Below are 26,251 nucleotides of genomic sequence, written 5' to 3' on the forward strand. Positions count from 1 at the left end.
CCAGGACAGTTGAGATAGTCGTCCGAACCGCGAGACAACGTGAGGAGCCGCAGACCGTGCTGGAAGAAGTCGAGCGCTGGCTGGCCACCCGCTCCTGGTCCGTGGCCGATCGCCCGCTCCACCGGATCCTGGCCGCCAAGCAGCGTACGGGTCAGACGGTCAGCGTCGTGCTGCCCGCCCTCGACGAGGAGGAGACGGTCGGCGACATCGTCGCGGTGATCCGTCACGACCTCGTCGAGCAGGTACCGCTGGTCGACGAGATCGTCGTCGTCGACTCCGGCTCCACCGACCGCACCTCCGAGGTCGCCGCCGCCGCGGGCGCCCGGGTCGTCCACCGCGACGACATCCTGCCCCGCCTGCCGGCCGTCCCCGGCAAGGGCGAGGTGCTGTGGCGCTCGCTGCTGGTGACCGGCGGGGACATCCTCTGCTTCATCGATGCGGACCTGCGCGAGTTCTCCTCCGACTTCGTCTCCGGGATCGTCGGCCCGCTGCTCACCGACCCCGAGGTGGATCTCGTCAAGGGCATGTACGACCGCCCGCTCGGGGGTGCGGCCGGGCAGGGCGGCCGGGTCACCGAGCTGATGGCCCGCCCGCTGCTGAACATGCACTGGCCGCAGCTGGCCGGTTTCGTGCAGCCGCTGGGCGGCGAGTACGCGGCCCGCCGCTCGCTGCTGGAGCAGCTGCCGTTCCCCGTCGGCTACGGCGTGGAGCTGGGGATGCTGGTGGACGCCCTGCACCTGGTGGGGCTGGACGCGCTGGCCCAGGTGGACGTCGGGGTGCGCAAGCACCGCCACCAGGACGGCCAGGCGCTGGGCCGCATGGCCGCCGCCATCTACCGCACCGCCCAGCTCCGGCTGGCCCGGGGGCACCTGGTGCGGCCCTCCCTGACCCAGTTCGAGCGGGGCGAGGACGGTTTTGAGCCGCGCACCTATTCGGTGGACACCGAGGAACGGCCCCCGATGGCGGAGGTCGCGGAGTACGCGGCACGCCGGGTGGCCTGAGCGGGCCGGCCGTGCGGGCACGCGAAGGAACGGCTGTATACAGCCCCCTTCCGGGGTGGAGCGTACGTTTGAGCGTTTCCGGGTCGGGCTAGGTTGAGGCGTATGGCTTCCACGCACGGCGCTGAGGTGCTGGTCGCGTCCAATCGCGGCCCGGTTTCGTACACGGTGGACGACGACTCGGGCGGCTCGCTGCGCGCCAGGCGCGGCGGCGGCGGGCTGGTCTCCGGGCTGTCGGCCATCGGGCCGGACACGAACGCGGTGTGGGTGTGCGCCGCACTCGGCGACGGCGACCGGGAGGCCGTACGCCGCGCGGACGGCGGACTCCTGCCCACCGAGGACACCGGCGGCCAGCGGGTGCGGATGCTCGACATCGACGCCCAGGTGCACGCGGACGCGTACAACGGCATCGCCAACTCGGTGCTCTGGTTCGTCCACCACATGCTCTACCAGACCCCGCTGGAGCCGGTCTTCGACGCCGAATTCCGGCGGCAGTGGGCGGCCTACGAGGCGTACAACCGGGCGTTCGCCGAGGCGCTGGCCGAGGAGGCGGCCGAGGGCGCGGCGGTGCTGATCCAGGACTACCACCTGGCCCTCGCCCCCCGGATGCTCCGCCGGCTCCGTCCCGACCTGCGCATCGGTCACTTCTCGCACACCCCGTGGGCCCCGCCGGACTACTTCCGCCTGCTGCCCGACGACATCGCGGCCGAGCTGCTGAGCGGCATCCTGGGCGCGGACCGGGCGGCGTTCCTCACGCAGCGCTGGGCCGACGCTTTCAAGGACTGCTGTCACGCGGTGCTCGGGCCCGGCATCCCCTCGGGCACGCGGATCGGCGTGCACGGGCTCGGCGCGGACGGCGACTTCCTGCGCAAGCGGGCCCACGAGCCGGACGTGGCCGAGCGGATGGCGGCGCTGCGCCAGGAGATCGGCGAGGGACGCCGGACCATCGTCCGCGTGGACCGCACCGAGCTGTCCAAGAACATCGTGCGCGGCCTGCTGGCGTACCGGCAGCTGCTCGACGACCACCCCGAGTGGCGCGAGAAGGTCGTCCACGTGGCGTTCGCCTATCCCTCCCGGCAGGACCTCGCCGTGTACCGGGACTACACGGCCGAGGTGCAGCGGGTGGCCGAGGACATCAACGCGCGCTACGGCACGCCCGGCTGGACCCCGGTCGAGCTGCACGTGAAGGACGACTTCGCGCGCTCGCTGGCCGCCTACCGGCTCGCCGACGTGGCGCTGGTCAACCCCATCCGGGACGGCATGAACCTGGTCGCCAAGGAGATCCCGCTGCTGTCCGACGAGGGCTGCGCGCTGGTGCTGTCACGCGAGGCGGGGGCGTACGAGGAGCTGGGCGCGGACGCGATCGTGGTGAACCCGTACGACGTCACGGGCACGGCGGACGCGCTGCACGAGGCGCTGAGCCTGCCGCGCGAGGAGCGGGCGGAGCGGTCGAAGCGGCTGGCTGCCGCCGCGACCGCGCTTCCGCCGGCGCGGTGGTTCCTGGACCAGTTGCACGCCCTGGACGATCAGTCCAGCTGAGCGGCGATCCCCCGCAGCAGTGCCACGACGCCCTCCGGGCCGTCCACCACCAGGTCGGCCCGTTCGGCGAGTTCCGTGACCTCGGCGCTGCCGCTGCACACCAGGAGGCCGGGGACGCCGTCGGAGCGGAGCTTGTCCACGGCCGCGTAGGCGGGCAGGTCGCCCAGGTCGTCGCCGGCGTAGACGACCGACCGGGCGCCGGTCGCCCGGACGTGCTCGGCGAGCGCGACGCCCTTGTCCATGCCGGGCGGGCGCAGCTCCAGCACCATCCGGCCGGGTTCGACGATCAGGCCGTGCCGGGTGGCGAGGTCGGTGAGCGGCTCCCGCAGGGCCTCGAAGGCGGCCTGCGGGTCCTGGGCGCGGCGGGTGTGGACAGCGACCGCCCGGCCCTTCTCCTCGATCCAGGTGCCCTGCCGGGCGCCGACCTGTTCCAGCACGCCGGGCAGCTCCGCGCGGACCGCCGCCACCCCGGGGTGCGGGGCGGGTGCGGTGACCGTGCCGGTGACCGCGTCCCAGCGTTCGGCGCCGTAGTGGCCGAGGACGGTGAGGTGCTCCAGGCCGGGCACGCCGGCGAAGCCGCCGTACCGGACGGCGACACCGGCGGGGCGGCCGGTGATGACGGCCACGGAGGCCACCTTGGGGGCGAGGGCGGCGATCGCGGACACCGCCTCGGGATGGGCGCGGGCCTGCTCGGGGTCGGCGACGATCGGGGCCAGGGTGCCGTCGAAGTCGAGTCCGACCACCGCGGTGCGGGGACCGGCCAGGAGGGCGGCCAGGCCGTCCCGGCCGGCCTGGGTGGCCGGGGTCGGCAGGGGGTCCGTGCCGTGGGTCGGGTCGGGTGAGTCCGTCGTATGGGTGCCCATACGGCGACACTATCCGCGGAACGCCGGGTCCACTCCTCAACGCTCGGACCGGCGGGCCTCTCGCACCCGGCGCAGCCGGTTGACCGTCACCGGGTCGTGGGCCAGGGCCCGCTCGTCGTCGAGCAGGGCGTTGAGCAGCTGGTAGTAGCGCACGGGCGACAGGTCCAGCTCCTCGCGTATCGCCCGTTCCTTCGCGCCGGGGCCGGTGAACCCGCGGCGCTCCAGCGCGAGGATGGCTTGTTCGCGGTGGCCCAGTTCCATGCCGGCCACGGTAGCGCCGGGTACCGACAGCGGGCTCAGCCGGCGTCGCTGCTGTCGGCCGCCGTGGCCGCCGTCTGGAGGCGGGTGAGGACGCCGGAGGGGCTGCCGCCGGGGGCGACCGCCTGGCCGATGTCCTTCTTCACGGAGGCGCTGACCGCCGCCCAGGACGTCTTGCCGACGGGGTACAGCTCGGAGGTGGGCAGCTGGGCGAGGAAGGGGCGCAGCGCCTTGTCGGTGGCCTTGTCCGACGCGCTCATGGTGTCGGAGGCGGAGCTGGTGACCGGCAGCAGCCCGTACTCGCGGGAGAAGGCGAGGACGTTCTTCTCGCTGTAGGCGAAGTCGAGGAAGTCGCCGATCCGGTCGGCGTTGCCGTTCTGCTTGAAGGCCATCATCCAGTCGGCCACGCCCATCGACGCCCTGGCCTTGCCGGTGCGGCCCGGCATGGGCACCATGCCGAACTTCACGCCCTTCTTGGCCGCCTGCTGCATCAGCGTGGGGTGGCCGTTGAGCATGCCGACCTGCCCGTCGGCGAAGGCGGCGAAGGCGGTCGCGCGGTTGAGCCTGCCGGGGGCGACGGGTCCGGTCAGGTCCTTGCCGACCAGTTCGTCCTTGAGCCAGGTGAGGGTGCCGACGTTCTGCGTGGAGTCGATCGTGTAGGTGCCGATGTCGTCGGTGTAGCCGCTGCCGCCGTTGTCGCCGCTGAGCAGCCACTGCATGGTCTCGGCCTGGGCCTCCTCGGGTCCGAGGGGCAGGGCGTAGGGGTACTTCACCCCCTTGCTCTTGAGCGCCTCGGCGTCGGCGGCCAGTTCGTCCCAGGTGGTCGGCGGGGTGATGCCGGCCTTGGCGAAGAGGGTCTTGTTGTAGAAGAGGACGCGGGTGGAGGCGGCGAAGGGTATGCCGTACTGGGTGTGCTTCCACTGGCCCGCGTCGGAGAGCTGCGACAGCAGGTCGGCCTGGGTGCGGATGGAGAGGACGTCCGAGGCCGGGTAGAGCTTGCCGGCGGCCGCGTAGTCGGCGTAGGCGCCGATCTGCGCCAGGTCGGGCGCGTGTCCGGCGTCGACCATCTCCTTGACCTTGGCGTCGACGTCGTTCCAGGAGTAGACGCTGACCTCGATCTTCACGCCGGGGTGCGCCGACTCGTACGTATCGGCCAGGGCCTTCCAGTACTTCTCGGAGCTGTTGGCGGCCGAGTCGCCGTAGTCGGCGGCGATCAGTCTGAGCGTCACGTCGGAGGAGCCGGTACTCCCGCATCCGCCGAGGACCGCCGTCATGCCCAGAGCGGACACCACCGCGATCGTTCCTGCCGTAAGCCGACGCACCCTCAAAGCCCCAACCCTGCTGTCTGACGGTTCAATATGTGGACGCATAAGGTCTACACCACGCGAGTGGACTAGACCTCTCCCGGGTGCGGGGGCCACACTAGGCCCCGTGGTGAGACATGTCATCGCCCTCGACGTGGGCGGTACCGGGATGAAGGCCGCACTCGTCGGCGACGACGGCGCGCTGCTGCACCGCGCCCGCCGCGCCACCGGGCGCGAGCGCGGCCCCGACGCGGTGGTCGCGGAGATCCTCGACTTCGCCGCCGGGCTGCGCGCGTACGGAGTGGAGCGGTACGGCGAGGCCGCCGCCGCGGCCGGTATCGCGGTCCCCGGGATCGTCGACGAGGAGCGGGGCGTCGCCGCCTACGCGGCCAACCTCGGCTGGCGGGACGTCCCGCTGCGCGCCCTGCTCGCCGAACGGCTCGGGATGCCCGTCGCCCTCGGCCACGACGTGCGCACCGGCGGGCTCGCCGAGGGCCGCATCGGCGCGGGCCAGGGCGCCGACCGGTTCCTGTTCGTGCCGCTGGGCACCGGCATCGCCGGCGCCATCGGCCTGGACGGCCGGGTCGAGACCGGCGCGCACGGCTTCGCCGGCGAGATCGGCCACATCGTCGTACGGCCCGGCGGCACGCCCTGCCCGTGCGGGCAGCGCGGCTGTCTGGAGCGGTACGCCTCCGCGTCCGCCGTCAGCGAGGCGTGGGCGGCCGCCGGCGGGGACCCGGAAGCGGACGCGGCCGACTGTGCCGAGGCCGTCGCGTCCGGTGACCCGAACGCCGTCCGGGTCTGGCAGGACGCGGTGGACGCGCTCGCCGACGGGCTGGTCACCGCGCTCACCCTGCTGGACCCGCGGACGCTGATCATCGGTGGCGGCCTGGCCGAGGCGGGGGAAGTGTTGTTCCAGCCGCTGCGGACCGCCGTCCGGCAGCGGGTCACCTTCCAGAAACTGCCGGCCATCGTTCCCGCGGCGCTGGGGGACACGGCGGGCTGCCTGGGCGCGGGACTGCTCGCCCGGGATCTCCTCAACCACACCGACCGTACGGAGGTAACCCCCTGATGGCAGCCGACCCAGGGGCGCGGGACGCCTCGACACGCGGCTCCGCCGCGTGGGCGCGACCGGCCACGACCCACCCGCAGCCCGCCGCGGCCGCGACCCCCCTCGTACTGTCCGGCGCCAGCGTGGTCCTCCCCACCGGAACCGTCGAAGAGGGCCGGGTGATCGTCGACGGCACCCGCATCACCGGCACGGCCCCCGAGAACGCGCGGGTCGTGGACGTACGGAACCACTGGCTGGTGCCCGGCTTCGTCGACATCCACAACCACGGCGGTGGCGGCGCCTCCTTCGCCGGCACCCCCGAGCAGATCCTCACCGCGATCCGCACGCACCGCCTGCACGGCACCACCACCCTGGTCGCCTCCACCGTCACCGACGAGATGGACCTGCTGGTGCGGCAGGCCGGGCTGCTGAGCGAGCTCGCAGAACAGGGGGAGATCGCCGGCATCCACTTCGAGGGGCCGTTCATCTCGCCGTGCCGCAAGGGCGCGCACTCCGAGGCGCTGCTGCGCGACCCGGATCCGGCGGAGGTGCGCAAGCTGATCGACGCGGCGCGCGGCAAGGCGAAGATGGTGACGCTCGCGACCGAGCTGCCGGGCGGCATCGACTCCGTACGGCTGCTCGCGGAGCACGGGGTGATCGCGGCGATCGGTCACACGGACGCCAGTTACGAGCAGACGGTCGAGGCCATCGACGCCGGCGCCACGGTCGCCACCCACCTCTTCAACGCCATGCCGGGTCTCGGCCACCGCGCACCCGGCCCGATCGCGGCCCTGCTGGAGGACGAGCGGGTCACGGTCGAGCTGATCAACGACGGGACGCATCTGCATCCGGCCGCGCTGGAGCTCGCCTTCCACCACGCGGGCGCGGACCGGGTCGCGTTCATCACCGACGCGATGGACGCGGCCGGCATCGGTGACGGCCGCTACATGCTCGGCCCGCTGGAGGTCGAGGTCAGCGAGGGGGTGGCCCGGCTGGTGGAGGGCGGCTCGATCGCGGGCTCCACGCTCACGCTGGACCGGGCGTTCAAGCGGGCGGTGACCGTCGACGGGCTGTCGGTGGAGGACGCCGTGACGGCGCTGTCGGCCAACCCGGCCCGGCTGCTGGGCCTGTCCGACCGCGTCGGGTCCCTGGAGCCCGGCAAGGACGCCGACCTCGTGCTGCTCGACGCGGACTTCGGCATCAAGGGCGTGATGCGCCGGGGCGAGTGGGTGGTCGCTCCCCAACTGGCCTGATCCGTCCCTCTTTTCCCGCGACGGCGGCCGACCCGTGACTGGGCCGGCCGCCGTCTCTTTGGCATGATCGTGCCCCCGGAATGACAGGCACAGGGACTTCGAGGGAGGTCGGACCGGGTGATCCTCACGGTCACGCTGAACACCGCTCTCGACATCACCTATCGGGTGCGGTCGCTGCGGCCCCACACCTCGCACCGGGTCACGGACGTCGGGGAACGGCCGGGCGGCAAGGGCGTGAACGTCGCGCGGGTGCTGGCGGCGCTGGGCCACGAGGTGACGGTCGCCGGATTCGCGGGAGGCGCGACCGGCGAGGTGCTGCGCGAGCGGCTGTCCGCCGTGGCCGGGGTGACGGACGCGCTGGTGCCCGTCGGCGGACCGACCCGCCGCACGATCGCCGTGGTGGACGAACTCTCGGGTGACACGACCCAGTTGAACGAACCGGGCCCGCACATCACGCCCACCGAGTGGGGCGTCTTCCTGGACCGTTACGACGAACTCCTGCCCTCCGCCTCGGCGGTGGCGCTGTGCGGCAGTCTGCCGCCGGGGGTGCCGGTGGGAGCGTACGCGGGCCTGATACGCGCGGCCCGGACGGCCGGCGTGCCCGTACTGCTGGACACCAGCGGGGAACCGCTGCGCCGCGGGGTGGCGGCGCGCCCCGACATCATCAAGCCGAACGCCGACGAACTGGCGGAACTCACCGGCTCGCACGAGCCGTTGCGCGCCACCCAGGACGCCCGCCGCCGCGGTGCCCACACGGTGGTCGCCTCACTGGGCGCCGAGGGCCTCCTGGCCCACACCCCGGAGGGCCGCTGGCGCGCGGTGCCGCCCGCCCCCGAGTTCGGCAATCCCACCGGCGCGGGCGACTCGGCCGTCGCCGGTCTCCTCTCCGGCCTGCTGGACCGGCTCCCCTGGCCGGATCGCCTCGCCCGCACGGTCGCCCTGTCGGCGGCCACCGTACGGTCGCCCACGGCGGGCGACTTCGACCGGGCTGTCTACGAGAAACTCCTGGAGCGGGTGTCGGTGACAGCGGCGTGAACGCCCTTGGCCGAGAATCGCCCTTCCCTCCGATGTCGCACTGATAATCGAGTGATCACCTATTCGCTGCCTCGACCAGCAGCGAACGACACAGGGGGAACCTCATATGAGCATGCTCAAGAAGAGCCTGACGACGGTGGCCGTGACCGGCGCACTCCTGGGCGGCGCCTTCGCCACCCCGGCCGCGGCGGCCGACCCCAACACCTGCCCGAGCGGGAAGGTCTGCGGGTGGTCGGGAACGAACAGGACGGGCCACAGGACGGTCGAATCCTTCACGCCCGGCTGCTACCCCTTCACCACGGCGCGGTCCGTCTCGAACCAGACGTCCTACCGCATCGAGTTCTGGCACGCCACCACCGGCTGCGGCGCCGGCAGCCGCCTGGTCACTCTGCAGCCGCACACCTACTCGGACAACACCCACGGCACCGTCACGGGCATCGAGGTCTGGGCGAGGTAGTACCGCGGTCCCCGTCGCGACCTCGGCGAGCGCCGGGGTCGCGACACCGCTTCGGGGCTCAGCCTCCGGACTTGACCCAGCCCTTGACCAGCCAGACCTGGTCGATGAGGGCGTCGCACTGGTTGCCCTGCCCGCACGAGATCTGGATGGTGTTCGTGCCCTGGTCGAGCTGGATGTAGTTGAAGGTCTTCGTCCAGCCCTTCTCGTAGTCGCCCGCCCCGGCGCCCGTCCAGTTCTTCAGGTCGACGGGCCTGTCGGAAGGCGTGCCGTTGACCGAGAGGGTGGCGTTGCCGTCCTTGCCGGGAACGCTGTACCCGACGTAGACGCTGTACTTGCCGGCGGTGGGGATGCCCTTGAAGGTCCAGGTGATCGTGGCTCCGGCCTGGTTGAAGCCCGTCACATAGGTGCCGCCGCTCGCCCTGGCGCCCTTGACGTCCGTCGACGTCGTCAGCCCGGGCCCGAGGTTCAGATCCTTCGCGTCCGCCTTCGGCAGTTCGCCGGCGGGGGTCGACTTGGTGTTCGTCGGGCTCGGCTCGTGGCTCTGGGAGTGGGTCGGGGTGGAGTCCGCCTCGTTGCCGGACTTGTCGTCGTCCGCGTTGCCGTTGATCATCGCCACGCTGATGCCGATGACGACCGCCGCGACCACCGCGATCGCGCCGATCAGCAGGCCCTTGGTGTTGGGGCCGCGACGGCCGCCGTCACCGCCGGACGGGGCCGCCTGCCGGCTCGTCGTGGCACCGCCGGGCAGCGTCTCCGGGGCCTGGTAGTGGGCGTTCGGCTGGCCGTAGGCACCCTGCTGCTGCGGGACGGTCGACTGCTGACCGTACTGGCGCTCGCCGACGGCCCGCACCCTGCTGACCGAGTTCGGATAGCCGTAACCGCCGGACGGCGGCTGCGCTCCCCGGGCCTGGCCGTCTGCGTACAGATAGCCGAACGGGTCGTCGTCCTCGGGCGTGCTCGCGCCGTTGTCGCCGGGCGTCATCCCTTGGTACTCCTCAGCGGGTGCAGGTGGATGCGGTACAGGTCTGGAATGGCGAGCCTACCCGCTCCGGCTGGCCCAAACGGGTGACTCAGACCGCATCAGCCCACTGACCTGCGGCTCACCCGGCGCGTCGGTGCTGTTTGGGACGAGATCGTTTCTCTACGTACATCCGCTCGTCGGCGGACTTCAACACTTCGTCCGCGGTCATGCCGCAGTGCGCCCATCCGATGCCGAAACTCGCGCCCACCCGGACGGCCCGCCCCTCGGCCCGGATCGGCTGGATGATCTCGCCTCGCAGCCGTACGGCGAGGTCCTGGGCGTCGGCCCGGCCGAGGCCGTCGGCGAGGATCACGAACTCGTCGCCGCCGAGCCGGGCCACCGTGTCACCGTCCCGGACCTGGCGGGACAACCTGCGGGCCACCTCGATGAGAACCGCGTCACCCGCGTTGTGCCCGAAGCGGTCGTTGATCGACTTGAAGCCGTCGAGGTCGCAGAAGAGCACCGCGAGTCCCTTGGCCCCGTCGTCCCGGTCGTCCTCGGGAGCCGCCGTGTGCACATGGTGGTCGAAGGCGTCGAACGCCTGCGCGCCCGGCGGGAAGTCGAAGCCGTGCCCGGCGGGCATGTCGAAGGCGGGGTGGCCGTAGGCCGCGTCCAGGGACTCCACCACACCGGTGTGCGTGGGCCGCTGGCACAGCCTGGCCGACAGCCGGGAGCGCAGCTCGGCGGAGTTGGGCAGCCCGGTCAGCGAGTCGTGGGAGGCACGGTGGGCGAGCTGGAGCTCGCGGCGCTTGCGCTCCTCTATGTCCTCGACGTGCGTGAGCAGGAAGCGCGGGCCGTCGGCGGCGTCCGCGACCACGCTGTTGCGCAGGGACACCCAGACGTAGCTGCCGTCCCTGCGGCCCAGCCGCAGCTCGGCCCGGCCACCCTCCGCCGAGGTGCGCAGCAGGGTGCCGATGTCCTCGGGGTGGACGAGGTCGGAGAAGGAGTAGCGGCGCATCGCGGAGGCGGGCCGGCCCAGCAGCCGGCACAGGGCGTCGTTGGTGCGCAGTATGCGGCCGTGCTGGTCGCCGCCCATCTCGGCGATGGCCATGCCGGAGGGGGCGTACTCGAAGGCCTGCCGGAAGGATTCCTCGCTGGCGCGCAGGGCCTGCTGCTCGCGCTCCAGCCGGACCAGGGCGCGCTGCATGTTCGCACGTAGACGCGCGTTGCTGATCGCGATGGCGGCCTGGAAGGCGTACATCTGGAGGGCCTCGCGGCCCCAGGCGCCGGGGCGCCGGCCGTTGCGCGGGCGGTCGACGGATATGACGCCGAGCAGTTCGCCGGAGGAGCCGCCCTGCACGCCGGGGGTGAACATCGGCGCGAAGAGGCGGTCGGAGGGGTGCCACTCGTCCTCGAAGCGCGGCGCGGGCCCGTCGGTGTACCACTGCGGGACGTCGTCGTCGTCGAGGACCCAGCCCTCGGTGTGCGGTATGAAGACGAGGTCGCCCCAGCGTTCGCCCATGTTCAGCCGTCGGTCCCAGGACTCGCGGGAGCCGGCCCGGCCGGTGATGAGGGCCTCGGCGGCGGAGTTCCCGGAGAACGCGGCGACCACGAGGTCGCCGTCGCCGTCGGGGCGCACCAGGTTCACGCACGCCATCTCGTACCCGAGGGCGTGGACGGCGCCGTCGGCGACTGTCTGCAGTGTGTCCGCCAGGCTGCGTGCCGTGTTCATGTCGGCCATGACCTGGTGCAGCTGTCGCAGGGACGCAAGGCGGACATACGGCTCCGACTCGGTCTCCATGCTCGCCCTCCCCCCGAGACCTCGCAGCGAATCAAGGGTTGTCGTCGGCGCTTCTTAGGCGTGGCTCTTCCGGTGCTCTTCGTGGCTTCCCCGCCACTGAATCACAGCGCGCTCCGCACTCGGTACACAGGGTCAACAATTCCTGCCCCTTGTGACTCAAGTCACAGGAGAACCTGAACAATTGAGTGGAGTTTATGCGTTTGGTCTGTGTGATTCCTGACCGTAATCCATGCGGATGTGCGCACATGCTGCTCACACGGGTCGTCCCCTGGTCCTAGGACCAGCCTCGGCCGGAGGGCCGATGCGGCCTCCGGAGAGCGGAGACTAGCGTTTCCGGCGTGCTGAAGACTCCCTCATCCACCGCCCTCGCCGCTTCCGGGCATGCTGAGGGGGTGAGCAACGACGAGTTCCGGGCCGCGATGTCCCGGCTGGCCGCGGGTGTGGTACTGGTGACCGCGCAGGAACCGCCGCTGGACCCGGACGACCCCGGGTCACCGGCCGTCGAGAGCGTCGGCATGACCGCCACCGCGTTCATGTCGGTCTCCCTGGACCCGCCGCTGGTGCTGGTCAGCCTGCGCGAGGGCTCCCGCATGGACGACCTGCTCGACGAACAGCCGCTGTGGGCGGTGTCGGTCCTCGCCGAGAGCCAGCGGCACATCGCGGGCCGCTTCGCCATGAAGGGCCGCATCAGCGACCGGCTGCTCTTCGAGGACATCGCCCACACCCGCGGCGAGGTCAGTGGCGCCCCGCTGGTGGGCGGCGCGCTGGCCACCCTGGAGTGCCGTACCGAGGAGCGGGTGGCCGCCGGCGACCACACCCTGGTCATCGGCCGCGTCCTGACCGCGCAGGTACCGAGCGCGGAGGGCGGCGCACTGCTCTACTTCCGCGGCAGGTACCGCCAGTTGGGCTGAGCCGTATATCCGTGGCCGCACGGTGACCGCCCGGCCTAGGGTGCGCGGATGACGCTCCACCTGCGAGAAGTGACCCCCGCCAACCTCGACGCCGCCCTCGCCGTCCGTGTGCACCCCCGTCAGGAACACGCGGTCGCCCCGGTCGTGAAGTCCCTCGCCGAGGCCTACGTGCACCCCGGCGTCGCCTGGCCCCGGCTCGTCATGGACGGCGACCGCCCGGTCGGCTTCCTGATGGCCGCGCTCGACATCGACTGGTACGAGGACGGCACCGTGCGCCGTTCCGCGCTGTGGCGGCTCAACATCGCCGCCGGGGAACAGGGCAGGGGCTACGGCCGTTTCGCCGTCGACTCCGTGGCCGCCGAGGTGCGCCGCCGGGGCGGCACACAGCTGTACGTCACCTGGCACCCCGGCCCGGACGGTCCCGAGGAGTTCTACCTCCGCCTGGGCTTCCGGAAGAACGGGGAGACGAGCGGGGAGCAAACGGTCGGCGTGCTGGAGTTGGAACCGCCCGCCCGAGCCCGGCCGGCTTGAGTCCAGCCGACCTGAGTCCGGCCGGGCTGAGTCCGGCCCGCCAGAGACCGGCCGACCTGAGTCCAGCCCGCCTGAGTCCGGCCGGCATGAGTCCGGCCTGCCTGTCCTAGCCGGGCCCCGCCCGGGCCGCCGGGCCGCCTCGACGGTTCGCTCGCGCTCAGACCGCCCCGACGGTTCGCTCGCGCTCAGACCGCTTCAACCGGCCGCTCGGGCGCAGAACCGCCCCGACCGGGCTGCTCCTGAGACCGCCCGGACGGGCCGCTTCAGCTCAGAACTCCTCGACCGACCGCTCGCCCCCCCTCAGCTCAGAACTCCTCGACCGGCCGCTCCCCCTCAGACCGCCCCGAACGGCCGCTCCCCCTCGGACCGCCCCGAACGGCCGCTTCCGCTCAGACCGGCTCTACGGTCAGTTCCGCGAGGCGCGCCGGGTCGGTCACGATGTCGACGACCGTGATGCGGTCGGCCGCGAAGGCGAAGGTCAGCACGCGTTCCGGACGGCCGTCGACGAGGACGACCAGTCCGGTCGCGCCGTCCACCAGCGCCGGACGCGCGATCCGCGCCAGACGGGCGAAGCTCGCCGCTCCGGCGGCGACCCCCGCCGCGCCACTGGTCACGCCGGCCTCGCTGCGCGCCACCACGTCCGGGTCGAGCACCGCGAGCAGCCCGTCGAAGTCCCCGCCCCGGGCGGCGGCCAGGAAGGCGTCGACCACCTCCCGCTGCCGGGCCAGGTCGGTCTCCGGCGCGTCGGCGCCCCGCACCCGGCGCCGGGCCCGGCTCGCGAGCTGCCGCGCCGCCGCCGGGCTGCGCCCGAGGATGCCGCCGATCTCCTCGAAGGGCACCCCGAACAAATCGTGCAGCACGAACGCCAGCCGCTCGGCCGGCGACAGCGTGTCGAGGACGACCAGGAGCGCCAGCCCGACCGAGTCGGCGAGCACGGCGTCCTGCGCGGGGTCCGGCTCGGCGGACGGTGCCGGACGCCAGGTGTCCAGGGGCTCCTCGCCCCGGGTGCGCCGCGAGCGCAGCATGTCGAGGCAGACCCGGCCCACCACGGTCGTCAGCCAGCCCCCGAGGTTCTCCACCTCACGCGTGTCGGACCGGTGCAGCCGGAACCACGCCTCCTGGACCGCGTCCTCGGCCTCCGCCGCCGAGCCCAGCATCCGGTAGGCCACGGATCGCAGATGCCCCCGGTATCCCTCGAACCGGTCGGCGAGGAAGTCGCGGTCGGCGCGCCGGTCCCCCTCGTCGTGCCGTTCGCCGTACTGGTCGCTGCCCTCGTCGCTCATCGGCTGGTCCCGGCCTCTCCGTCGCGTTCCATGCTGCTCACTCGCATGACGCGCCGCGGCCCGGGAATGTGACAGCGCACCCGGGCGGGGCGGCGACCGGCCGGACCGGTCAGCCCCAGTCCTGCCCGGAGCGGCCCCGCTTCGTCTGCGCCCGCTGCTTCTTCTCCCGCAGCCGGCGTTCGTTGATGCCGCGCGGGATCCGGGTGGGCTTGCGGGGCTTGGGCGGCGGCGCGGTGGCCTCCGCGAGCAGGGAGGCGAGGCGCACGGCGGCGGTCTCGCGGTTGCGCCACTGGGAGCGGTGCTCGGAGGCCCGTACGGACACCACGCCGTCGACGAGCCGCCCGGCCAGCCGCTGGAGCGCCCGCTCCTTCCACACCTCGGGGAGCGCTTCGGTGCGCGCGAGGTCGAAACGGAGCTCCACCTGGGAGTCACTCGTGTTGACGTGCTGCCCGCCGGGCCCGGACGACCGCGAGAAACGCCAGATCAGCTCGGCCTCGGGAAGCGAGACCGAGCCGCGGATGAGATAGGGCCCGGACATGTGTCCCATGTTCCCGGGCCCGCCCGCCCCACGTCACCCGGTTTTCGCCGGTGCGGGTAAAAAAGGTAAAGGGACCCGGAACCACGGGTACCCCCCTCGACGTTGTTCCCGGTGACGGTAGCTTCGTCGGCACACATGTGCAGGGACATCTAAGGAAGGGACTCCCAACATGGCTGTAAGCCTGTCCAAGGGTGGCAACGTCTCGCTCACCAAGGAGGCTCCGGGCCTGACCGCCGTCACCGTGGGCCTCGGCTGGGACGTCCGCACCACCACCGGCACGGACTTCGACCTGGACGCGTCCGCCATCGCGGTCAACACGCAGGGCAAGGTCTACTCGGACGCGCACTTCGTCTTCTTCAACAACAAGCAGACCCCGGACAACTCCATCGTCCACACCGGTGACAACCGCACGGGTGAAGGCGCGGGCGACGACGAGGCGATCAACGTCAACCTGGCCGCGCTCCCGGCCGACATCGACAAGATCGTCTTCCCGGTCTCCATCTACGACGCCGAGAACCGCGGCCAGAACTTCGGCCAGGTCCGCAACGCCTACATCCGCATCGTCAACCAGGCCGGCGGCGCCGAGATCGCGCGGTACGACCTCTCCGAGGACGCCGCGACCGAGACGGCCATGGTCTTCGGCGAGCTGTACCGCAACGGCGCGGAGTGGAAGTTCCGCGCGGTGGGCCAGGGCTACGCCTCGGGCCTGGTCGGCATCGCCCAGGACTTCGGCGTGAACGTCTGAGCCCCGCCCGGCTCTTCGCCGAGGGGGACACCCCGGCACCGACGGAAGCCCCGGCCACGAGTTCCACGGCCGGGGCTCCCGGCGTTCCCGGCCGCCCCGCGAAAAGCCCTGGGGGCCCGCGGACACCCGGCGATAGGTTGCCGGGCATGATGCTCGAGCCCCTGGTCTCCGGCCAGGACATCCCGGTCCCGCTGCTCGGCGAGCTCACCGCGCTGTACGCGTCCAACCGCGCGTACCAGCGGCTCAGCGGCGACTTCCCCGACCCGGACGACATCCGGCCGGGGCAGGTGGCGGACGCGCTGGCCGGGGAACTGGCCGTGCCGGGCGCCGAGGTGCTGGTGGCCCGTGTTGAGGACGGGCGGCTCGTCGGGATCGCGATCACGCTGGCCCACCACCCCGACCCCGCCGACCCGGACCCGTGGATCGGGCTGCTCATGGTGGACGCGGCGGAGCACGGCAAGGGCCACGGCCGCACCCTCGCGGAACTCCTCGAGAACCGCTTCCGTGCGGAGGGCCGCGCCGCCGTACGCCTCGCCGTCCTCGACGGCGACCCCGGTGCCCTGGCCTTCTGGACCTCGCTCGGCTACCGGGTGATCGCCCACCGCCCCGACCGGGCCCTCGGCCGCCCCTGCGCCGTCCTGCGCAAGGTGCTGCACCGCACCCCCCGGCGGGCGGCCCGGATCGCCGTCGTGGACCCCGAGGGCGCAGTCCTGCTGCTGCGGTACGACAACACGGAGGTCGGCGTCCACTGGGCGCTGCCCGGCGGAGGCCTGGAGCCCGGCGAGACCCCGCGCGAGGGCGCCCTGCGCGAGCTGGCCGAGGAGACCGGCTGGGGCGACCTGGAGCCCGGCCCGCTGCTGTGCACCTGGGAACACGACTTCACGCACACGGGAGTTCCCGTCCGCCAGCACGAGCACGTCTACGTCACCCGCGGCCCGCGCCGCGACCCGGCCGGACCCGAGGTCGCCGCCGCGCACGCCACCGACCTCATCCTCGAATGGCGCTGGTGGAGCAGGCGGGAACTGGCGGAGGAGCGGGAGCCGGTCTGGCCGCCGGACCTCGCCCGGCTGCTGGACGAGTGGGAGGCGTGACCCGCCGCCCGCTGTGACACCGCACACCTCAAGTGCGCTGTACGACACGTAAGTCGACCGGCACTGCCGACGTCCGGACAGCGGTTCTCGCCGCCCGCCTTCCGGACACGAACACGTAAAGTTTTGTCAGTAACCTGTCAAAAAATGGGTTGCCGGTGTCACTCTCTCCTCGCCGCCGCAGCGCTGTACATCCCCTGCGTTCCGCCTGTGTCCCCACCCCACGGGACCAGTCCGAAGGAGATCGAGTGAGACAGCAGCTCCACGTCACCGGTGCCTCCCCCACTCCCCGCCGGACGGCCGTGCGCGCCGCCGCCCTGATCGGCTCGGCCGCGATGGTCGTCCTCGCACTGCAGAACGGCGCCGCGAACGCCGCCCCCGCCGCACACCCCTCAGGCGCTCGCGCGGTCGCGCTGAGCGCCCCGGCCCGCGCCGCCGCCCTGGAGTCCGCCCAGGACCACGCCGGCGCGGCGGCGCACGCACTCGGCCTGGGCGCCAAGGAGAAGCTCGTCGCCCGTGACGTGGTCGAGGACGCGGACGGCACCGTGCACACCCGCTACGAGCGCACCTACGCCGGGCTGCCCGTGCTCGGCGGCGACCTGGTCACCCACGTGGCGAAGAGCGGCACGCTCAAGGGCGTCAGCAAGGCGACCGGGGCGCGGATATCCGTGCCGTCCACCACCGCCGCCGTGTCCCCGGCCGGCGCGCGGAAGAGCGCCCTGAAGGCAGCCGGCGTTGCCGAGGCCACCGCCTCCGCCTCCCGCAAGGTCGTCTGGGCCGCGGGCACCAAGCCGGTCCTCGCCTACGAGTCCGTCGTCACGGGCGTCCGGCACGACGGCACCCCGAGCGAGCGGCACGTCATATCCGACGCCACGACCGGCAAGGAGATCTACTCCTACGAGGCCATCGACACCGGCACGGGCACCAGCCGGTACAGCGGCACGGTCCCGCTCGGCACCACCGCCACCGCGGGCGGCGGCTACGACCTGACCGACGGTGGCCGCGGCGGCCACAGGACGTACGACCTGAACGGCGGCACGAACGGCACGGGCACGCTCTTCCACGACGCGGACGACGCCTGGGGCGACGGCACCGTGAACAGCCGCCAGACCGCCGCCGTCGACGCCGCCTACGGTGCGGCCGTCACCTGGGACTTCTACAAGTCGGCGTTCAACCGCAACGGCATCGCGGGCGACGGCAGGGCCGCCTACTCCCGGGTCCACTACGGCAACGCCTACGTCAACGCCTTCTGGAACGACAGCTGCTTCTGCATGACGTACGGCGACGGCCAGGGCAACGTCAACCCGCTGACGTCACTGGACGTCGCCGGCCACGAGATGAGCCACGGCCTGACCGCGGCCACCGCCGGGCTGAAGTACAGCCGGGAGTCGGGCGGCCTGAACGAGGCCACGTCCGACATCCTCGGCACGTCGGTGGAGTTCTTCGCGAACAACAGCGCCGACACCGGGGACTACCTCATCGGCGAGAAGATCGACATCAACGGCGACGGCACCCCGCTGCGCTACATGGACAGGCCCAGCAAGGACGGCGGCTCCGCCGACTACTGGTCCAAGTCGGTCGGCCGTCTCGACGTCCACTACTCCTCGGGCGTCGCCAACCACTTCTTCTACCTGCTGAGCGAGGGCAGCGGCGCGAAGACGGTCAACGGGGTCGCCTACGACTCCCCGACCTACGACGGATCGGCCGTGACCGGCATCGGCCGGACCAAGGCGTACCAGATCTGGTACAAGGCGCTCAGCACCTACTTCACCTCGTCGACCGACTACGCGGGCGCCCGCACCGGCACCCTCCGGGCGGCGGCCGACCTGTACGGGTCGGGCAGCGCCGAGTACCACGCGGTGGCGGCCGCCTGGACGGCCGTGAACGTCAAGTAACCGCGTCCGCGGGCCGGGTACGGCGAGCCGGGCCGCCCCTCACGGGTGGGCCGGCTTGCCGTCCCCGTACAGCCAGTCCCGCCAGATCCCGCGGAAGTCGTGGTCCGGCGCCCGCTTCTGCACGTACGCGGTGAACTCGGCGGTGCTCGCACTGCCGTGGCGGTGGGCGGCCGCCCAGCCCTTGAGGAGGTCCCAGAAGGCCTCGTCACCGATCTTCTGCCGGATCTTCTGCAGGACCATGGCCCCGCGCTGGTAGACGGGGCTGTCGGAGATGTGCGCGGCGCTGGACGGCTTCGCCGGCGGGAACGCCCAGACTTCCTCGTGGTCCCCCTCGTAGTACTCGTCGAAGGTCTCCTGGGCGCTCTTGCCGCCGAAGTCCTCCCGGTACAGCCACTCCGCGTAGGTCGCGAAGCCCTCGTTGAGCCACATGTCCCGCCAGCTCTTCGGCGTGACCGAGTCGCCGTACCACTGGTGGGCGAGTTCGTGGACGAGGGTGGAGGTGTCGGGAGCGCCCGGGAAGACCGGCCGGGTCTGGGCCTCCAGGGCGTACTTCACGTCCTCCGGGCGGTCGACGACGGCACCGGTGGAGGAGAACGGGTACGGCCCGAAGTTGTACTCCTCCCACTTGATGATCTCGGGGATCTTCGCGAGCACCTTCTCGCTCGCCTTCGCCTGGGTCGGGTCCACGGCCGTGAGGACCGGCAGCCCGTGCGGGCCCTCGGTCCGGGTCATCGTGAAGTGCCCGACGGCGACCGTCGCGAGATAGCTCGCCATCGGCTGCGCCATGTGCCAGGCGTACGTCGTGCGGCCCCCCTTGGTGCTCCGGCTCGTCAACTCGCCGTTGGACACCGCCTGGAGGCCCTTCGGGACGGTGACCGTGATGTCGTAGGCCGCCTTGTCGGACGGATGGTCGTCGCCGGGGAACCAGGCCATGGAGCCGACGGGTTCACCGAGGCCGAGGGCGCCGTCGGCGGTGGGCAGCCAGCCCTCCGCGGAGCCGTCGGGGTCGGTGAGGGTACGCGGGGTGCCCGAGTAGCGCACGGTCGTGCTGAAGGTCTCGCCCTTGCGGAGGTCGTCGTGGGGCCGGACGGTGAGTTCCTGCCCGGCACGGCTGAAGCGGGCCTTCCTGCCCTCGACGGTGACCGACTCGACGCGCAGGCCCACGAGATCGAGGTCGAAGGCGGACAGGTCCTTGGTGGCACGGGCGGTGATGACGGCCGTACCGGTGAGGTGGCGGCCCGCGGGGGTGTAGTCCAGGGTGAGGGCGTAGTGGCCGACGTCGTAACCGCCGTTGCCCGCCTTCGGGAAGTACGGATCACGTACGCCGGAACCGCCCGGGGTGCCGTGCACGCCGCCGTCGCACGCCGTGCCGGTGAGGGCGAGGGCCAGCAGCGCCGAGACGGCCGGGACAAGGCGTAAGGATCTGGACATGTCAGTGATCCTATAGACCCGCGTGCACCGGACCGGGGGCCGCGGTGGCGGGCGTGACACCATCTCTGTCGTGCTCGACATCGGCTACGCCCTCTCCAACCGGTTCCCCGACCCGCCGCAGACCGACTACCGCCGCGCGGACGTCCACGCGCTGCGGCACGACCTGTTCTGCGGAGACGTCTACCTCGCGGACACCAAGACCGACCGGGAGCTGTCCACAGCCTGGGGATGGGTGCCGGTGCTCGACTTCGCGTGGGCACTGTGCGACATCGCGGAGCAGCTGGACCGGGACCCGATGGGCTCCCGCGCCGCCCGGCCGCAGCGGGCGGAGCTGGACTTCACCGAGTCCACCGACCGCATGCTCTTCGAGCGCCGCTTCGGCTGGGTCGACATCACCTCCGACTGGAGTCCGGCCGAGGAGCCCCCGCTGTCCTTCGCCCACACCGAACTCCGCCGTGAGGCACGCGACTTCCTCCAGGACCTCGTCGCGGACCTCACCGACCTCCACGACGACCTCGCGGAGAACCCGGCGATCTGGACCCTCCAGGCCCGCTTCCCCCGGGTGACGTGAGCGCGGCCCGTCCATCACTCCACCCGGATCCCCAGCTCGGCCGCCAGGAACGGAGCCAGGTCGAGCAGCTGCCCGGTACTGATCACCGCCCCCGACAGCCGGTCCAGACCGCGCACGATCTCCAGCGGGACGGCCCCGCGCAGATCCACGTCCGTCAGCGCCGCGCCACCGAAGTCGGCCCCCTTCAGGGCGCAGTCGACGAACTCCACCCGCTCCAGGCTCGCGCCCGCGAAGTCCGGCTCGACCAGCACGCAGGAGTCGAAGACGACGTCCCGCAGACGGGCCTCGCGCAGGTTGAGGTAGTCCAGCTTGCCGCCCCGGACCACGACCCGCTCCAGCACCGCCCCGTGCAACTGCGTCCCGCCGAGGCGCGCGTCGACCAGCTCGACGTCGCGGAACGTGGACTCGGCGAGATGCGTACCGACCCCCCGCAGCCCGGTCAGCACCGAGTCCAGCACCCGGGCCCGGCCCAGCGCCGTCTCGTCCACCACGCACCCGGTCAGCGCGCAGTCCATGAACCGCGCGCCCACCCCGTCGTGCCCGGCGAGGTCCGCCTCACGGAACTCCAGTCCGTCGTAGTCACCGTCGGGCTCCAGCCCACCCCCGGCCCACGGCCGAAGGGGCGGCAGCCTCAGCTCCGGCCGTCGCGCACCCTTCACCCCTGCCCGGGCCGCCGGCCCGCCACCCGTCGCTCTCCTCGCCATGCCCCCATGCTGCACCCCGCCACTGACAACGCCCGGGCCCGCCCTTGACCTCAAGTGCGCTTGAGGTCGGAGGGTGGCCGGTGGAAACGCAGCCACCTCACCGGGGGTCCCATGCACGCCGTCCGTCTCCACGCCTTCGGCCCGGCCGAGAACCTGACCTACGAAGAGGTCGCGGACCCCGTCCCCGGCCCCGGGCAGGTGCGCGTCGCGGTCGCCGCGGCCGGGGTGCACCTGCTGGACGCGGCCCTGCGGGAGGGCCGCCCGGGTCCGCTGCCCGCACCGCCCGTCCTGCCGACCGTGCCCGGCCGCGAGGTCGCGGGCACCGTGGACGCGCTCGGCGACGGCACCGACGCCACCTGGCTGGGCCGGCGGGTGGTGGCCCACCTGGGCACCGTCCCCGGGGGCTACGCGGAACTCGCCGTCACCGGGGCCGACCGCCTCCACGAGATCCCGGAGGGCCTGGACCCCGCCGCCGCCGTGGCCATGATCGGCACCGGGCGTACGGCCCTGGGGATCACGGGGTTCGCGGAACCCGGACCGGACGACGTGGTGGTCGTACCGGCCGCGGCGGGCGGCATCGGCACGCTGCTGGTCCAGTACGCCAAGAACGCCGGGGCGACGGTCGTCGGCCTCGCGGGCGGAGCGCGGAAGACCGCCCGCGTCCGCGCGAACGGCGCCGACCTCGCCGTGGACTACACCGCCCCCGGCTGGCCCGCCGAGGTCCGCGCCCGCCTCGCCGGGCGGCCGGCCACCATCGTCTACGACGGCGTCGGCGGCACGGTCGCGGAAGAGGCCGTCGCCCTGCTCGGCCCCGGCGGCCGGCACCTCGTCTTCGGCTGGTCCGCGGAAGGCGTCGGTACCGGCGGGGGCCATGTCGTCGACGGCCTGACCGAGAGCGTCCTCGGCCCGCGCATGCTCCAGCGGGCGGGCGGCCTGCGCGCGCTCGAACTGCGCGCCCTGGACGAGGCCGCCCGCGGCCGGCTCCGCCCGGCCGTCACCCGGTTCCCGCTCGCCGAGGCCGCCGCCGCGCACCGGGCGCTGGAGAACCGCCGTACGACGGGAAAGGTGGTGCTGGAACCATGAGGCACCGGCCCCCACCCGGCACCCCCGCGAACCACGAGCCCCACCCGGATGCGATACGCACCGATTCGTGGTCTTCTGACCGGATGAGTATCGGCCGAACGGGTGAGACCGGAGACCCCTCCGCGACCACGGCGAGCGGAACCGATCCGCACCGGTGGTGGGGCCTCGTCGTCATCGCCCTCGCCCAGCTGATGGTGGTCCTCGACGCGACGATCGTGAACATCGCGCTCCCCTCCGCCCAGCGCGCCCTGCACATGTCCGACGGCAACCGGCAATGGGTCATCACCGCCTACACCCTGGCCTTCGGCGGCCTGCTCCTCCTCGGCGGCCGCATCGCCGACCTCGCCGGACGCAAACGCACCTTCGTCATCGGGCTCATCGGCTTCGCCGCCGCCTCCGCACTCGGCGGCGCCGCCACCGGCTCCGGCATGCTCTTCGGCGCCCGCGCCCTCCAGGGCGCCTTCGCCGCCGTCCTCGCCCCCTCCGCGCTCAGCCTGCTGACCACGACCTTCACCGACCCCCGCGAACGCGGCAAGGCCTTCGGCATCTACGGCGCCCTCGCCGGCAGCGGCTCGGCGATCGGCTTCATCGTCGGCGGCCTGCTCACCGAATACCTCAACTGGCGCTGGTGCCTCTACGTCAACGTGCCCATCGCCGTCGCCGCCGTCCTCGGCGCCTCCGCCCTGCTCCACGACCGCCCCGGCCGCACCGACGCCCGCCTCGACATACCCGGCGCGGTCCTCGGCTGCGGCGGCCTCGTCGCGATCGTCTACGGCTTCAGCGAGGCCGAACCGCGCGGCTGGACCGACCCCCTCGTCCTCACCCTGTTCGCGGCCGGCGCCGTCCTGCTCGCCGCCTTCGTCTGGTGGCAGAGCCGGGCCCCCCACCCCCTCCTGCCGCTGCACATCATCCGCGACCGCAACCGCGCCGGCTGCTTCCTGACGATGATGCTCGCCGTGATCGGCATGTTCGGGCTGTTCCTGTTCATGACCTACTACCTCCAGGTCATCCTCGGCTACTCCCCCGTCAAGGCCGGCCTGGCGTTCCTGCCGCTCACGGCCGCCATCATCACCGGATCCACCCAGATCTCCGCCCGCCTGCTCAGCCACGTGGCCCCGCGCGTGCTGATGGTCCCCGGCCAGCTCCTCGCCGCCTCCGGCCTGCTGCTCCTGACCCGGATGACCGTCCACTCGTCCTACACCGGCGAGATCCTCCCCGCCCTCGTCCTGCTCGGCCTCGGCATGGGCCTGACCTTCATGCCGGTCTTCGCCACGGCCACCGCCGGCGTCGCACCGCGCGACGCCGGAGTCACCTCCGCGACCGTCAACACCTCCCAGCAGGTCGGCGGCTCCATCGGCACCGCCCTGCTGAACACCGTCGCCACCACCAGCAGCGCCGCCTACATCACCGCCCACCTGCACGACCCGGCCCACCGGGCCGCCGTCGTCCCCGAGGGCGTGGTGCACGGCTACACCGTCGCCATCTGGTGGGCGGCCGGCGTGATGCTCCTCGCCGGACTGATCGCGGGCCTGATGGTCACCGCCAAGGCCCCCGGACACGGCGCACCGGCCAAGGCGCCCGTCCCCGAATCGGTGACCTGACCCGCCGGCCGCCCCCGAAACGCCGCTCCGGGGCCGCGCCGTCAGCCTCGGCCCGCCACCCGGTCCGCGAACCTCGCGAGCCGCGACGACTCCACCGCCGGGTGCAGCCGCTCCCGCCGGTCGGCGGCGCGGTACGTGGCGTACATGCCGTGCACCCCGAGCCAGCGGAACGGCTCCGGCTCCCACCGGCGCACCTTGTGGTTCACCCACGGCAGCTCCGTCAGCTCCGTACGGCCACCCTGCCCGGAGTCCTGCTGCACCAGGTCGCGCAGGGTACGGGCCGCCAGGTTCGCCGTGGCGACGCCCGAACCGACGTACCCGCCCGCCCAGCCCAGACCCGTCGAGCGGTCCAGGGTCACCGTGGCGCACCAGTCCCGCGGCACACCCAGCACCCCCGACCAGGCGTGCTCGACCCGCGCCCCCACCAGCGACGGGAAGAAACGGGTCAGGATCTCCCGCAGCGCCTCGACCGTCGCCGCCTGCGTGCGCCCGTCGTTGTCCGTCCGCGAACCGAACCGGTACGGCACCCCGCGCCCACCGAGCGCGATCCGCCCGTCGGCCGTGCGCTGGGCGTACATGTAGGCGTGCGCCATGTCCCCCAGCGTCTCCCGCCCGTCCCAGCCGATCCCCGCCCACTGCTCCTCGGTCAGCGGCTCGGTCGCGATCATCGACGAGTTCATCGGCAGCCACGTCCGCCGCTGTCCCTTCAGCGACGCGGTGAAGCCCTCCGTGCAGCGCAGCACATACGCGGCCCGCACCGTGCCGTACGGGGTGACGGCGTGCCGCGGGCGTATCTCGGTCACCGGCGTCGACTCGTGGATCGTCACCCCGAGCCCCTCCACGACGGACGCGAGCCCCTTCACCAGCTTCACCGGATGCAGCCGCGCACCGTGCGGCGTCCACGACGAGCCGACCGCGTCCGCCACCCTGATCCGTGCCGCCGTCTCCCGCGCGCCGAACAGCTCCCGGTCCTTCTCGCCGTACGACAGCTCGTGCTCGTGGAACTCCTTCAGCCGCGCCAACTGGGCCGGCGTCGTGGCCACTTCGAGCACACCGCCCCGGTGCACGTCCGCCTCGACGCCCTCCGCGGCGGCGACCGCGATCACCTCGCCGACGGTGTCGTTCATCGCCCTCTGCAACCGCACGGCCGCTTCGTGGCCGTGCAGCCGCGCGTACCGGTCACGGCCCGCGATGCCGTTGTACAGCCAGCCGCCGTTGCGGCCCGAGGCGCCGTACCCGCAGAACTTCTGCTCCAGCACCGTGATCCGCAGGAAGGGAGCCGCCTTCTTCAGGTAGTACGCGGTCCACAGACCCGTGTACCCGCCGCCCACGACGACCACGTCCGCCGACGCGTCCCCGGACAGCGGCTCCCGCACCGCCGGAAGACCGTCGTCGGCGTACCAGAAGGAGACCCCACCGTTGACGACACCGCTTGCCGAGCTGCTCATGCCCGGGACGCTAACCCGTCGGACCGACCGGTGTCTCCTTCGGATTCCGTGCTTTTCCGCCGCCCCCGGACCAGCGGAAAGCAGCTCAGCCCGATCAGCACCGCGACGAGATGACCGAAGTCCGTGAAACTCGGCTCCGCGGCCAGCGGCAGTCCGAAGAACACCAGGACCGCCGCCAGATACGCGTACCGCCAGGGCACGGGAATCCGGTACGTCAGCACCGCGATCACCCCCGCCAGCGCGTAACTCACCCCGACATCCAGCGTGTTGACGGCCGAGCGCGGAGCCACGCCGTCCCGGATCGCCATCAGCAGCACTCCTTCGCTGATCAGTGTCGCCAGCACGTGCGCCAGCGCGCACACCGCCAGCCACCGGGGCGTGGCCAGCCAGCGTTCGGCCGGCGCGTGGAACACCGTGTACAGCACCGCGTACGGGATCCAGTGCCCGCTGTCGATCCACATCGCGCTCGCCACCAGCACCCGCACGGGGGTGCGCGACAGCTCGTGGATGTTGGTCGACCGCTGCCGCAGGAAATGCTCCTCGAACTCCGGCGACATGTGGTGCAGCGTGACCGTGGTGATGAACAGGACCCCCAGCCACACGTACGTGCCGGGAGCACTGCGGACGTAAGCCCACACCCCGCTCATACGCCGGTGAATTCGCATGAGCCGATTCACGCACGCCGGTGTCGCCCGGCTCGTCATTGACATCCCCGGTGCCCCGGCCGGCCACCACCGGCCATAAAAAAGCCCAGGTGGGACCCCGTCCCACCTGGACCACTGGAGCCCCCTGTCGGATTCGAACCGACGACCTTCGCTTTACAAGTTCGATCCGAGCGCAGTCCAGCTGCTGCCGACGACTGATGCGATGCCCGGACACAGCCGCTGGTGTACGCCCATGTC

At 72.4% G+C, this 26,251-nt stretch carries 25 protein-coding genes and 1 tRNA gene; 14 read left to right on the plus strand and 12 right to left on the minus strand.

Annotated features, from left to right (window positions below; genetic code table 11):
• Positions 1 to 56 precede the first annotated feature (56 nt).
• A complete protein-coding gene (locus BLW57_RS18210) occupies positions 57 to 1,001 on the plus strand; it encodes a glucosyl-3-phosphoglycerate synthase (RefSeq protein WP_093475836.1) in 945 nt (314 codons plus the stop codon).
• A gap of 102 nt (positions 1,002 to 1,103) precedes the next feature.
• Positions 1,104 to 2,537 (plus strand): alpha,alpha-trehalose-phosphate synthase (UDP-forming), encoded by a 1,434-nt coding sequence (locus BLW57_RS18215; RefSeq protein ID WP_093475838.1) that lies wholly within the window; start codon positions 1,104 to 1,106, stop codon positions 2,535 to 2,537.
• Here the strand turns inward: BLW57_RS18215 and otsB are convergent.
• From otsB to BLW57_RS18230, 3 genes are read right to left on the minus strand one after another with little or no spacing between them, the layout of a single operon-like run.
• Entirely contained in the window at positions 2,525 to 3,400 is an 876-nt protein-coding gene (otsB, locus tag BLW57_RS18220) for a trehalose-phosphatase (RefSeq protein WP_093475839.1), read from the minus strand. The two genes, BLW57_RS18215 and otsB, sit on opposite strands and share 13 nt — an antisense overlap.
• 36 nt (positions 3,401 to 3,436) lie before the next feature.
• Positions 3,437 to 3,661, minus strand: coding sequence for a DUF3263 domain-containing protein (locus tag BLW57_RS18225; protein ID WP_093480756.1), 225 nt, complete (start codon positions 3,659 to 3,661; stop codon positions 3,437 to 3,439).
• Positions 3,662 to 3,696: 35 nt separating this feature from the next.
• A complete protein-coding gene (locus BLW57_RS18230; RefSeq protein WP_093475841.1) occupies positions 3,697 to 4,950 on the minus strand; it encodes an extracellular solute-binding protein in 1,254 nt (417 codons plus the stop codon).
• Between the two features lie 142 nt (positions 4,951 to 5,092).
• On the opposite strand from BLW57_RS18230, the gene BLW57_RS18235 reads away from it, so the two are divergent.
• The 4 genes from BLW57_RS18235 (at position 5,093) to BLW57_RS18250 (ending at position 8,758) form a co-directional block, all read left to right on the plus strand.
• On the plus strand, positions 5,093 to 6,034 hold the full coding sequence (locus tag BLW57_RS18235) for an ROK family protein (RefSeq protein ID WP_176985945.1): 942 nt from the start codon (positions 5,093 to 5,095) through the stop codon (positions 6,032 to 6,034).
• On the plus strand, positions 6,034 to 7,266 hold the full coding sequence (gene nagA / locus BLW57_RS18240) for an N-acetylglucosamine-6-phosphate deacetylase (protein ID WP_256339515.1): 1,233 nt from the start codon (positions 6,034 to 6,036) through the stop codon (positions 7,264 to 7,266). The genes BLW57_RS18235 and nagA overlap by 1 nt, the downstream gene beginning before the upstream one ends.
• Before the next feature lie 117 nt (positions 7,267 to 7,383).
• Complete coding sequence (locus BLW57_RS18245; RefSeq protein WP_093475844.1) at positions 7,384 to 8,301, plus strand: 1-phosphofructokinase family hexose kinase; 918 nt, start codon at positions 7,384 to 7,386, stop codon at positions 8,299 to 8,301.
• 106 nt (positions 8,302 to 8,407) lie between these two features.
• On the plus strand, positions 8,408 to 8,758 hold the full coding sequence (locus BLW57_RS18250) for a peptidase inhibitor family I36 protein (protein WP_093475846.1): 351 nt from the start codon (positions 8,408 to 8,410) through the stop codon (positions 8,756 to 8,758).
• Positions 8,759 to 8,816: 58 nt separating this feature from the next.
• On the opposite strand, the gene BLW57_RS18255 is transcribed toward BLW57_RS18250, so the two are convergent.
• Positions 8,817 to 9,740, minus strand: coding sequence for a carbohydrate-binding protein (locus tag BLW57_RS18255; RefSeq protein WP_093475847.1), 924 nt, complete (start codon positions 9,738 to 9,740; stop codon positions 8,817 to 8,819).
• A gap of 118 nt (positions 9,741 to 9,858) precedes the next feature.
• Complete coding sequence (gene cdgB, locus BLW57_RS18260) at positions 9,859 to 11,520, minus strand: diguanylate cyclase CdgB (RefSeq protein WP_093475849.1); 1,662 nt, start codon at positions 11,518 to 11,520, stop codon at positions 9,859 to 9,861.
• 338 nt (positions 11,521 to 11,858) lie between these two features.
• Between cdgB and BLW57_RS18265 the strand changes: the two genes are divergently transcribed.
• Together BLW57_RS18265 and BLW57_RS18270 are read left to right on the plus strand one after the other, a co-directional pair.
• Entirely contained in the window at positions 11,859 to 12,431 is a 573-nt protein-coding gene (locus tag BLW57_RS18265; protein ID WP_176985629.1) for a flavin reductase family protein, read from the plus strand.
• 48 nt (positions 12,432 to 12,479) lie between these two features.
• Positions 12,480 to 12,962, plus strand: coding sequence for a GNAT family N-acetyltransferase (locus BLW57_RS18270; protein ID WP_093475850.1), 483 nt, complete (start codon positions 12,480 to 12,482; stop codon positions 12,960 to 12,962).
• A gap of 389 nt (positions 12,963 to 13,351) precedes the next feature.
• On the opposite strand, the gene BLW57_RS18275 is transcribed toward BLW57_RS18270, so the two are convergent.
• A complete protein-coding gene (locus BLW57_RS18275) occupies positions 13,352 to 14,245 on the minus strand; it encodes a sigma-70 family RNA polymerase sigma factor (RefSeq protein WP_093475852.1) in 894 nt (297 codons plus the stop codon).
• A gap of 109 nt (positions 14,246 to 14,354) precedes the next feature.
• On the minus strand, positions 14,355 to 14,792 hold the full coding sequence (gene arfB, locus BLW57_RS18280) for an alternative ribosome rescue aminoacyl-tRNA hydrolase ArfB (RefSeq protein ID WP_093475853.1): 438 nt from the start codon (positions 14,790 to 14,792) through the stop codon (positions 14,355 to 14,357).
• A gap of 160 nt (positions 14,793 to 14,952) precedes the next feature.
• Here arfB and BLW57_RS18285 point away from each other — a divergent pair, with 160 nt between their 5' ends.
• The 3 genes from BLW57_RS18285 to BLW57_RS18295 all read left to right on the plus strand — a co-directional run bounded on the left by BLW57_RS18285 (position 14,953) and on the right by BLW57_RS18295 (position 18,511).
• Positions 14,953 to 15,528, plus strand: coding sequence for a TerD family protein (locus tag BLW57_RS18285; protein ID WP_020940795.1), 576 nt, complete (start codon positions 14,953 to 14,955; stop codon positions 15,526 to 15,528).
• Positions 15,529 to 15,674: 146 nt separating this feature from the next.
• Positions 15,675 to 16,619, plus strand: coding sequence for a bifunctional GNAT family N-acetyltransferase/NUDIX hydrolase (locus tag BLW57_RS18290; RefSeq protein ID WP_093475855.1), 945 nt, complete (start codon positions 15,675 to 15,677; stop codon positions 16,617 to 16,619).
• 332 nt (positions 16,620 to 16,951) lie between these two features.
• Positions 16,952 to 18,511 (plus strand): M4 family metallopeptidase, encoded by a 1,560-nt coding sequence (locus BLW57_RS18295; protein ID WP_093480759.1) that lies wholly within the window; start codon positions 16,952 to 16,954, stop codon positions 18,509 to 18,511.
• Positions 18,512 to 18,550: 39 nt separating this feature from the next.
• On the opposite strand, the gene BLW57_RS18300 is transcribed toward BLW57_RS18295, so the two are convergent.
• A complete protein-coding gene (locus BLW57_RS18300) occupies positions 18,551 to 19,942 on the minus strand; it encodes a M1 family metallopeptidase (protein ID WP_093475856.1) in 1,392 nt (463 codons plus the stop codon).
• Between the two features lie 70 nt (positions 19,943 to 20,012).
• Between BLW57_RS18300 and BLW57_RS18305 the strand changes: the two genes are divergently transcribed.
• Positions 20,013 to 20,513 carry a hypothetical protein gene (locus BLW57_RS18305; protein WP_093480760.1) on the plus strand — a complete coding sequence of 167 codons (501 nt, stop codon included), beginning with the start codon at positions 20,013 to 20,015 and terminating at the stop codon, positions 20,511 to 20,513.
• Between the two features lie 14 nt (positions 20,514 to 20,527).
• Here the strand turns inward: BLW57_RS18305 and BLW57_RS18310 are convergent, their stop codons facing one another.
• On the minus strand, positions 20,528 to 21,217 hold the full coding sequence (locus BLW57_RS18310; protein WP_093475858.1) for a pentapeptide repeat-containing protein: 690 nt from the start codon (positions 21,215 to 21,217) through the stop codon (positions 20,528 to 20,530).
• Positions 21,218 to 21,328: 111 nt separating this feature from the next.
• On the opposite strand from BLW57_RS18310, the gene BLW57_RS18315 reads away from it, so the two are divergent.
• Both BLW57_RS18315 and BLW57_RS18320 read left to right on the plus strand, forming a co-directional pair.
• Entirely contained in the window at positions 21,329 to 22,300 is a 972-nt protein-coding gene (locus BLW57_RS18315) for a zinc-binding dehydrogenase (protein WP_093475859.1), read from the plus strand.
• A gap of 83 nt (positions 22,301 to 22,383) precedes the next feature.
• Positions 22,384 to 23,901 (plus strand): MFS transporter, encoded by a 1,518-nt coding sequence (locus BLW57_RS18320; protein WP_093475860.1) that lies wholly within the window; start codon positions 22,384 to 22,386, stop codon positions 23,899 to 23,901.
• Between the two features lie 41 nt (positions 23,902 to 23,942).
• Here the strand turns inward: BLW57_RS18320 and BLW57_RS18325 are convergent, their stop codons facing one another.
• The 3 genes from BLW57_RS18325 to BLW57_RS41425 form a co-directional block, all read right to left on the minus strand.
• On the minus strand, positions 23,943 to 25,349 hold the full coding sequence (locus tag BLW57_RS18325) for an NAD(P)/FAD-dependent oxidoreductase (protein WP_093475862.1): 1,407 nt from the start codon (positions 25,347 to 25,349) through the stop codon (positions 23,943 to 23,945).
• Positions 25,346 to 26,014 (minus strand): rhomboid-like protein, encoded by a 669-nt coding sequence (locus tag BLW57_RS18330; protein ID WP_256339516.1) that lies wholly within the window; start codon positions 26,012 to 26,014, stop codon positions 25,346 to 25,348. Before BLW57_RS18330 ends, BLW57_RS18325 begins: the two co-directional genes overlap by 4 nt.
• A gap of 115 nt (positions 26,015 to 26,129) precedes the next feature.
• A tRNA-Tyr gene (locus BLW57_RS41425) sits at positions 26,130 to 26,202 on the minus strand.
• Positions 26,203 to 26,251 lie beyond the last annotated feature (49 nt).

This window comes from Streptomyces sp. 1222.5 (assembly GCF_900105245.1).
GTDB lineage: Bacteria > Actinomycetota > Actinomycetes > Streptomycetales > Streptomycetaceae > Streptomyces > Streptomyces albidocamelliae.

Excerpts from the sequence above, each read along its gene's own strand:
- BLW57_RS18215 (WP_093475838.1), top strand. The coding sequence starts at position 1,104 with ATGGCTTCCACGCACGGCGCTGAGGTGCTGGTCGCGTCCAATCGCGGC.
- otsB (WP_093475839.1), bottom strand. The coding sequence starts at position 3,400 with ATGGGCACCCATACGACGGACTCACCCGACCCGACCCACGGCACGGAC.
- BLW57_RS18225 (WP_093480756.1), bottom strand. The coding sequence starts at position 3,661 with ATGGAACTGGGCCACCGCGAACAAGCCATCCTCGCGCTGGAGCGCCGC.
- nagA (WP_256339515.1), top strand. The coding sequence starts at position 6,034 with ATGGCAGCCGACCCAGGGGCGCGGGACGCCTCGACACGCGGCTCCGCC.
- BLW57_RS18250 (WP_093475846.1), top strand. The coding sequence starts at position 8,408 with ATGAGCATGCTCAAGAAGAGCCTGACGACGGTGGCCGTGACCGGCGCA.
- BLW57_RS18255 (WP_093475847.1), bottom strand. The coding sequence starts at position 9,740 with ATGACGCCCGGCGACAACGGCGCGAGCACGCCCGAGGACGACGACCCG.
- cdgB (WP_093475849.1), bottom strand. The coding sequence starts at position 11,520 with ATGGAGACCGAGTCGGAGCCGTATGTCCGCCTTGCGTCCCTGCGACAG.
- BLW57_RS18270 (WP_093475850.1), top strand. The coding sequence starts at position 12,480 with ATGACGCTCCACCTGCGAGAAGTGACCCCCGCCAACCTCGACGCCGCC.
- BLW57_RS18275 (WP_093475852.1), bottom strand. The coding sequence starts at position 14,245 with ATGAGCGACGAGGGCAGCGACCAGTACGGCGAACGGCACGACGAGGGG.
- arfB (WP_093475853.1), bottom strand. The coding sequence starts at position 14,792 with ATGGGACACATGTCCGGGCCCTATCTCATCCGCGGCTCGGTCTCGCTT.
- BLW57_RS18285 (WP_020940795.1), top strand. The coding sequence starts at position 14,953 with ATGGCTGTAAGCCTGTCCAAGGGTGGCAACGTCTCGCTCACCAAGGAG.
- BLW57_RS18290 (WP_093475855.1), top strand. The coding sequence starts at position 15,675 with ATGATGCTCGAGCCCCTGGTCTCCGGCCAGGACATCCCGGTCCCGCTG.
- BLW57_RS18295 (WP_093480759.1), top strand. The coding sequence starts at position 16,952 with ATGGTCGTCCTCGCACTGCAGAACGGCGCCGCGAACGCCGCCCCCGCC.
- BLW57_RS18300 (WP_093475856.1), bottom strand. The coding sequence starts at position 19,942 with ATGTCCAGATCCTTACGCCTTGTCCCGGCCGTCTCGGCGCTGCTGGCC.
- BLW57_RS18310 (WP_093475858.1), bottom strand. The coding sequence starts at position 21,217 with ATGGCGAGGAGAGCGACGGGTGGCGGGCCGGCGGCCCGGGCAGGGGTG.
- BLW57_RS18315 (WP_093475859.1), top strand. The coding sequence starts at position 21,329 with ATGCACGCCGTCCGTCTCCACGCCTTCGGCCCGGCCGAGAACCTGACC.
- BLW57_RS18320 (WP_093475860.1), top strand. The coding sequence starts at position 22,384 with ATGAGTATCGGCCGAACGGGTGAGACCGGAGACCCCTCCGCGACCACG.
- BLW57_RS18325 (WP_093475862.1), bottom strand. The coding sequence starts at position 25,349 with ATGAGCAGCTCGGCAAGCGGTGTCGTCAACGGTGGGGTCTCCTTCTGG.
- BLW57_RS18330 (WP_256339516.1), bottom strand. The coding sequence starts at position 26,014 with ATGCGAATTCACCGGCGTATGAGCGGGGTGTGGGCTTACGTCCGCAGT.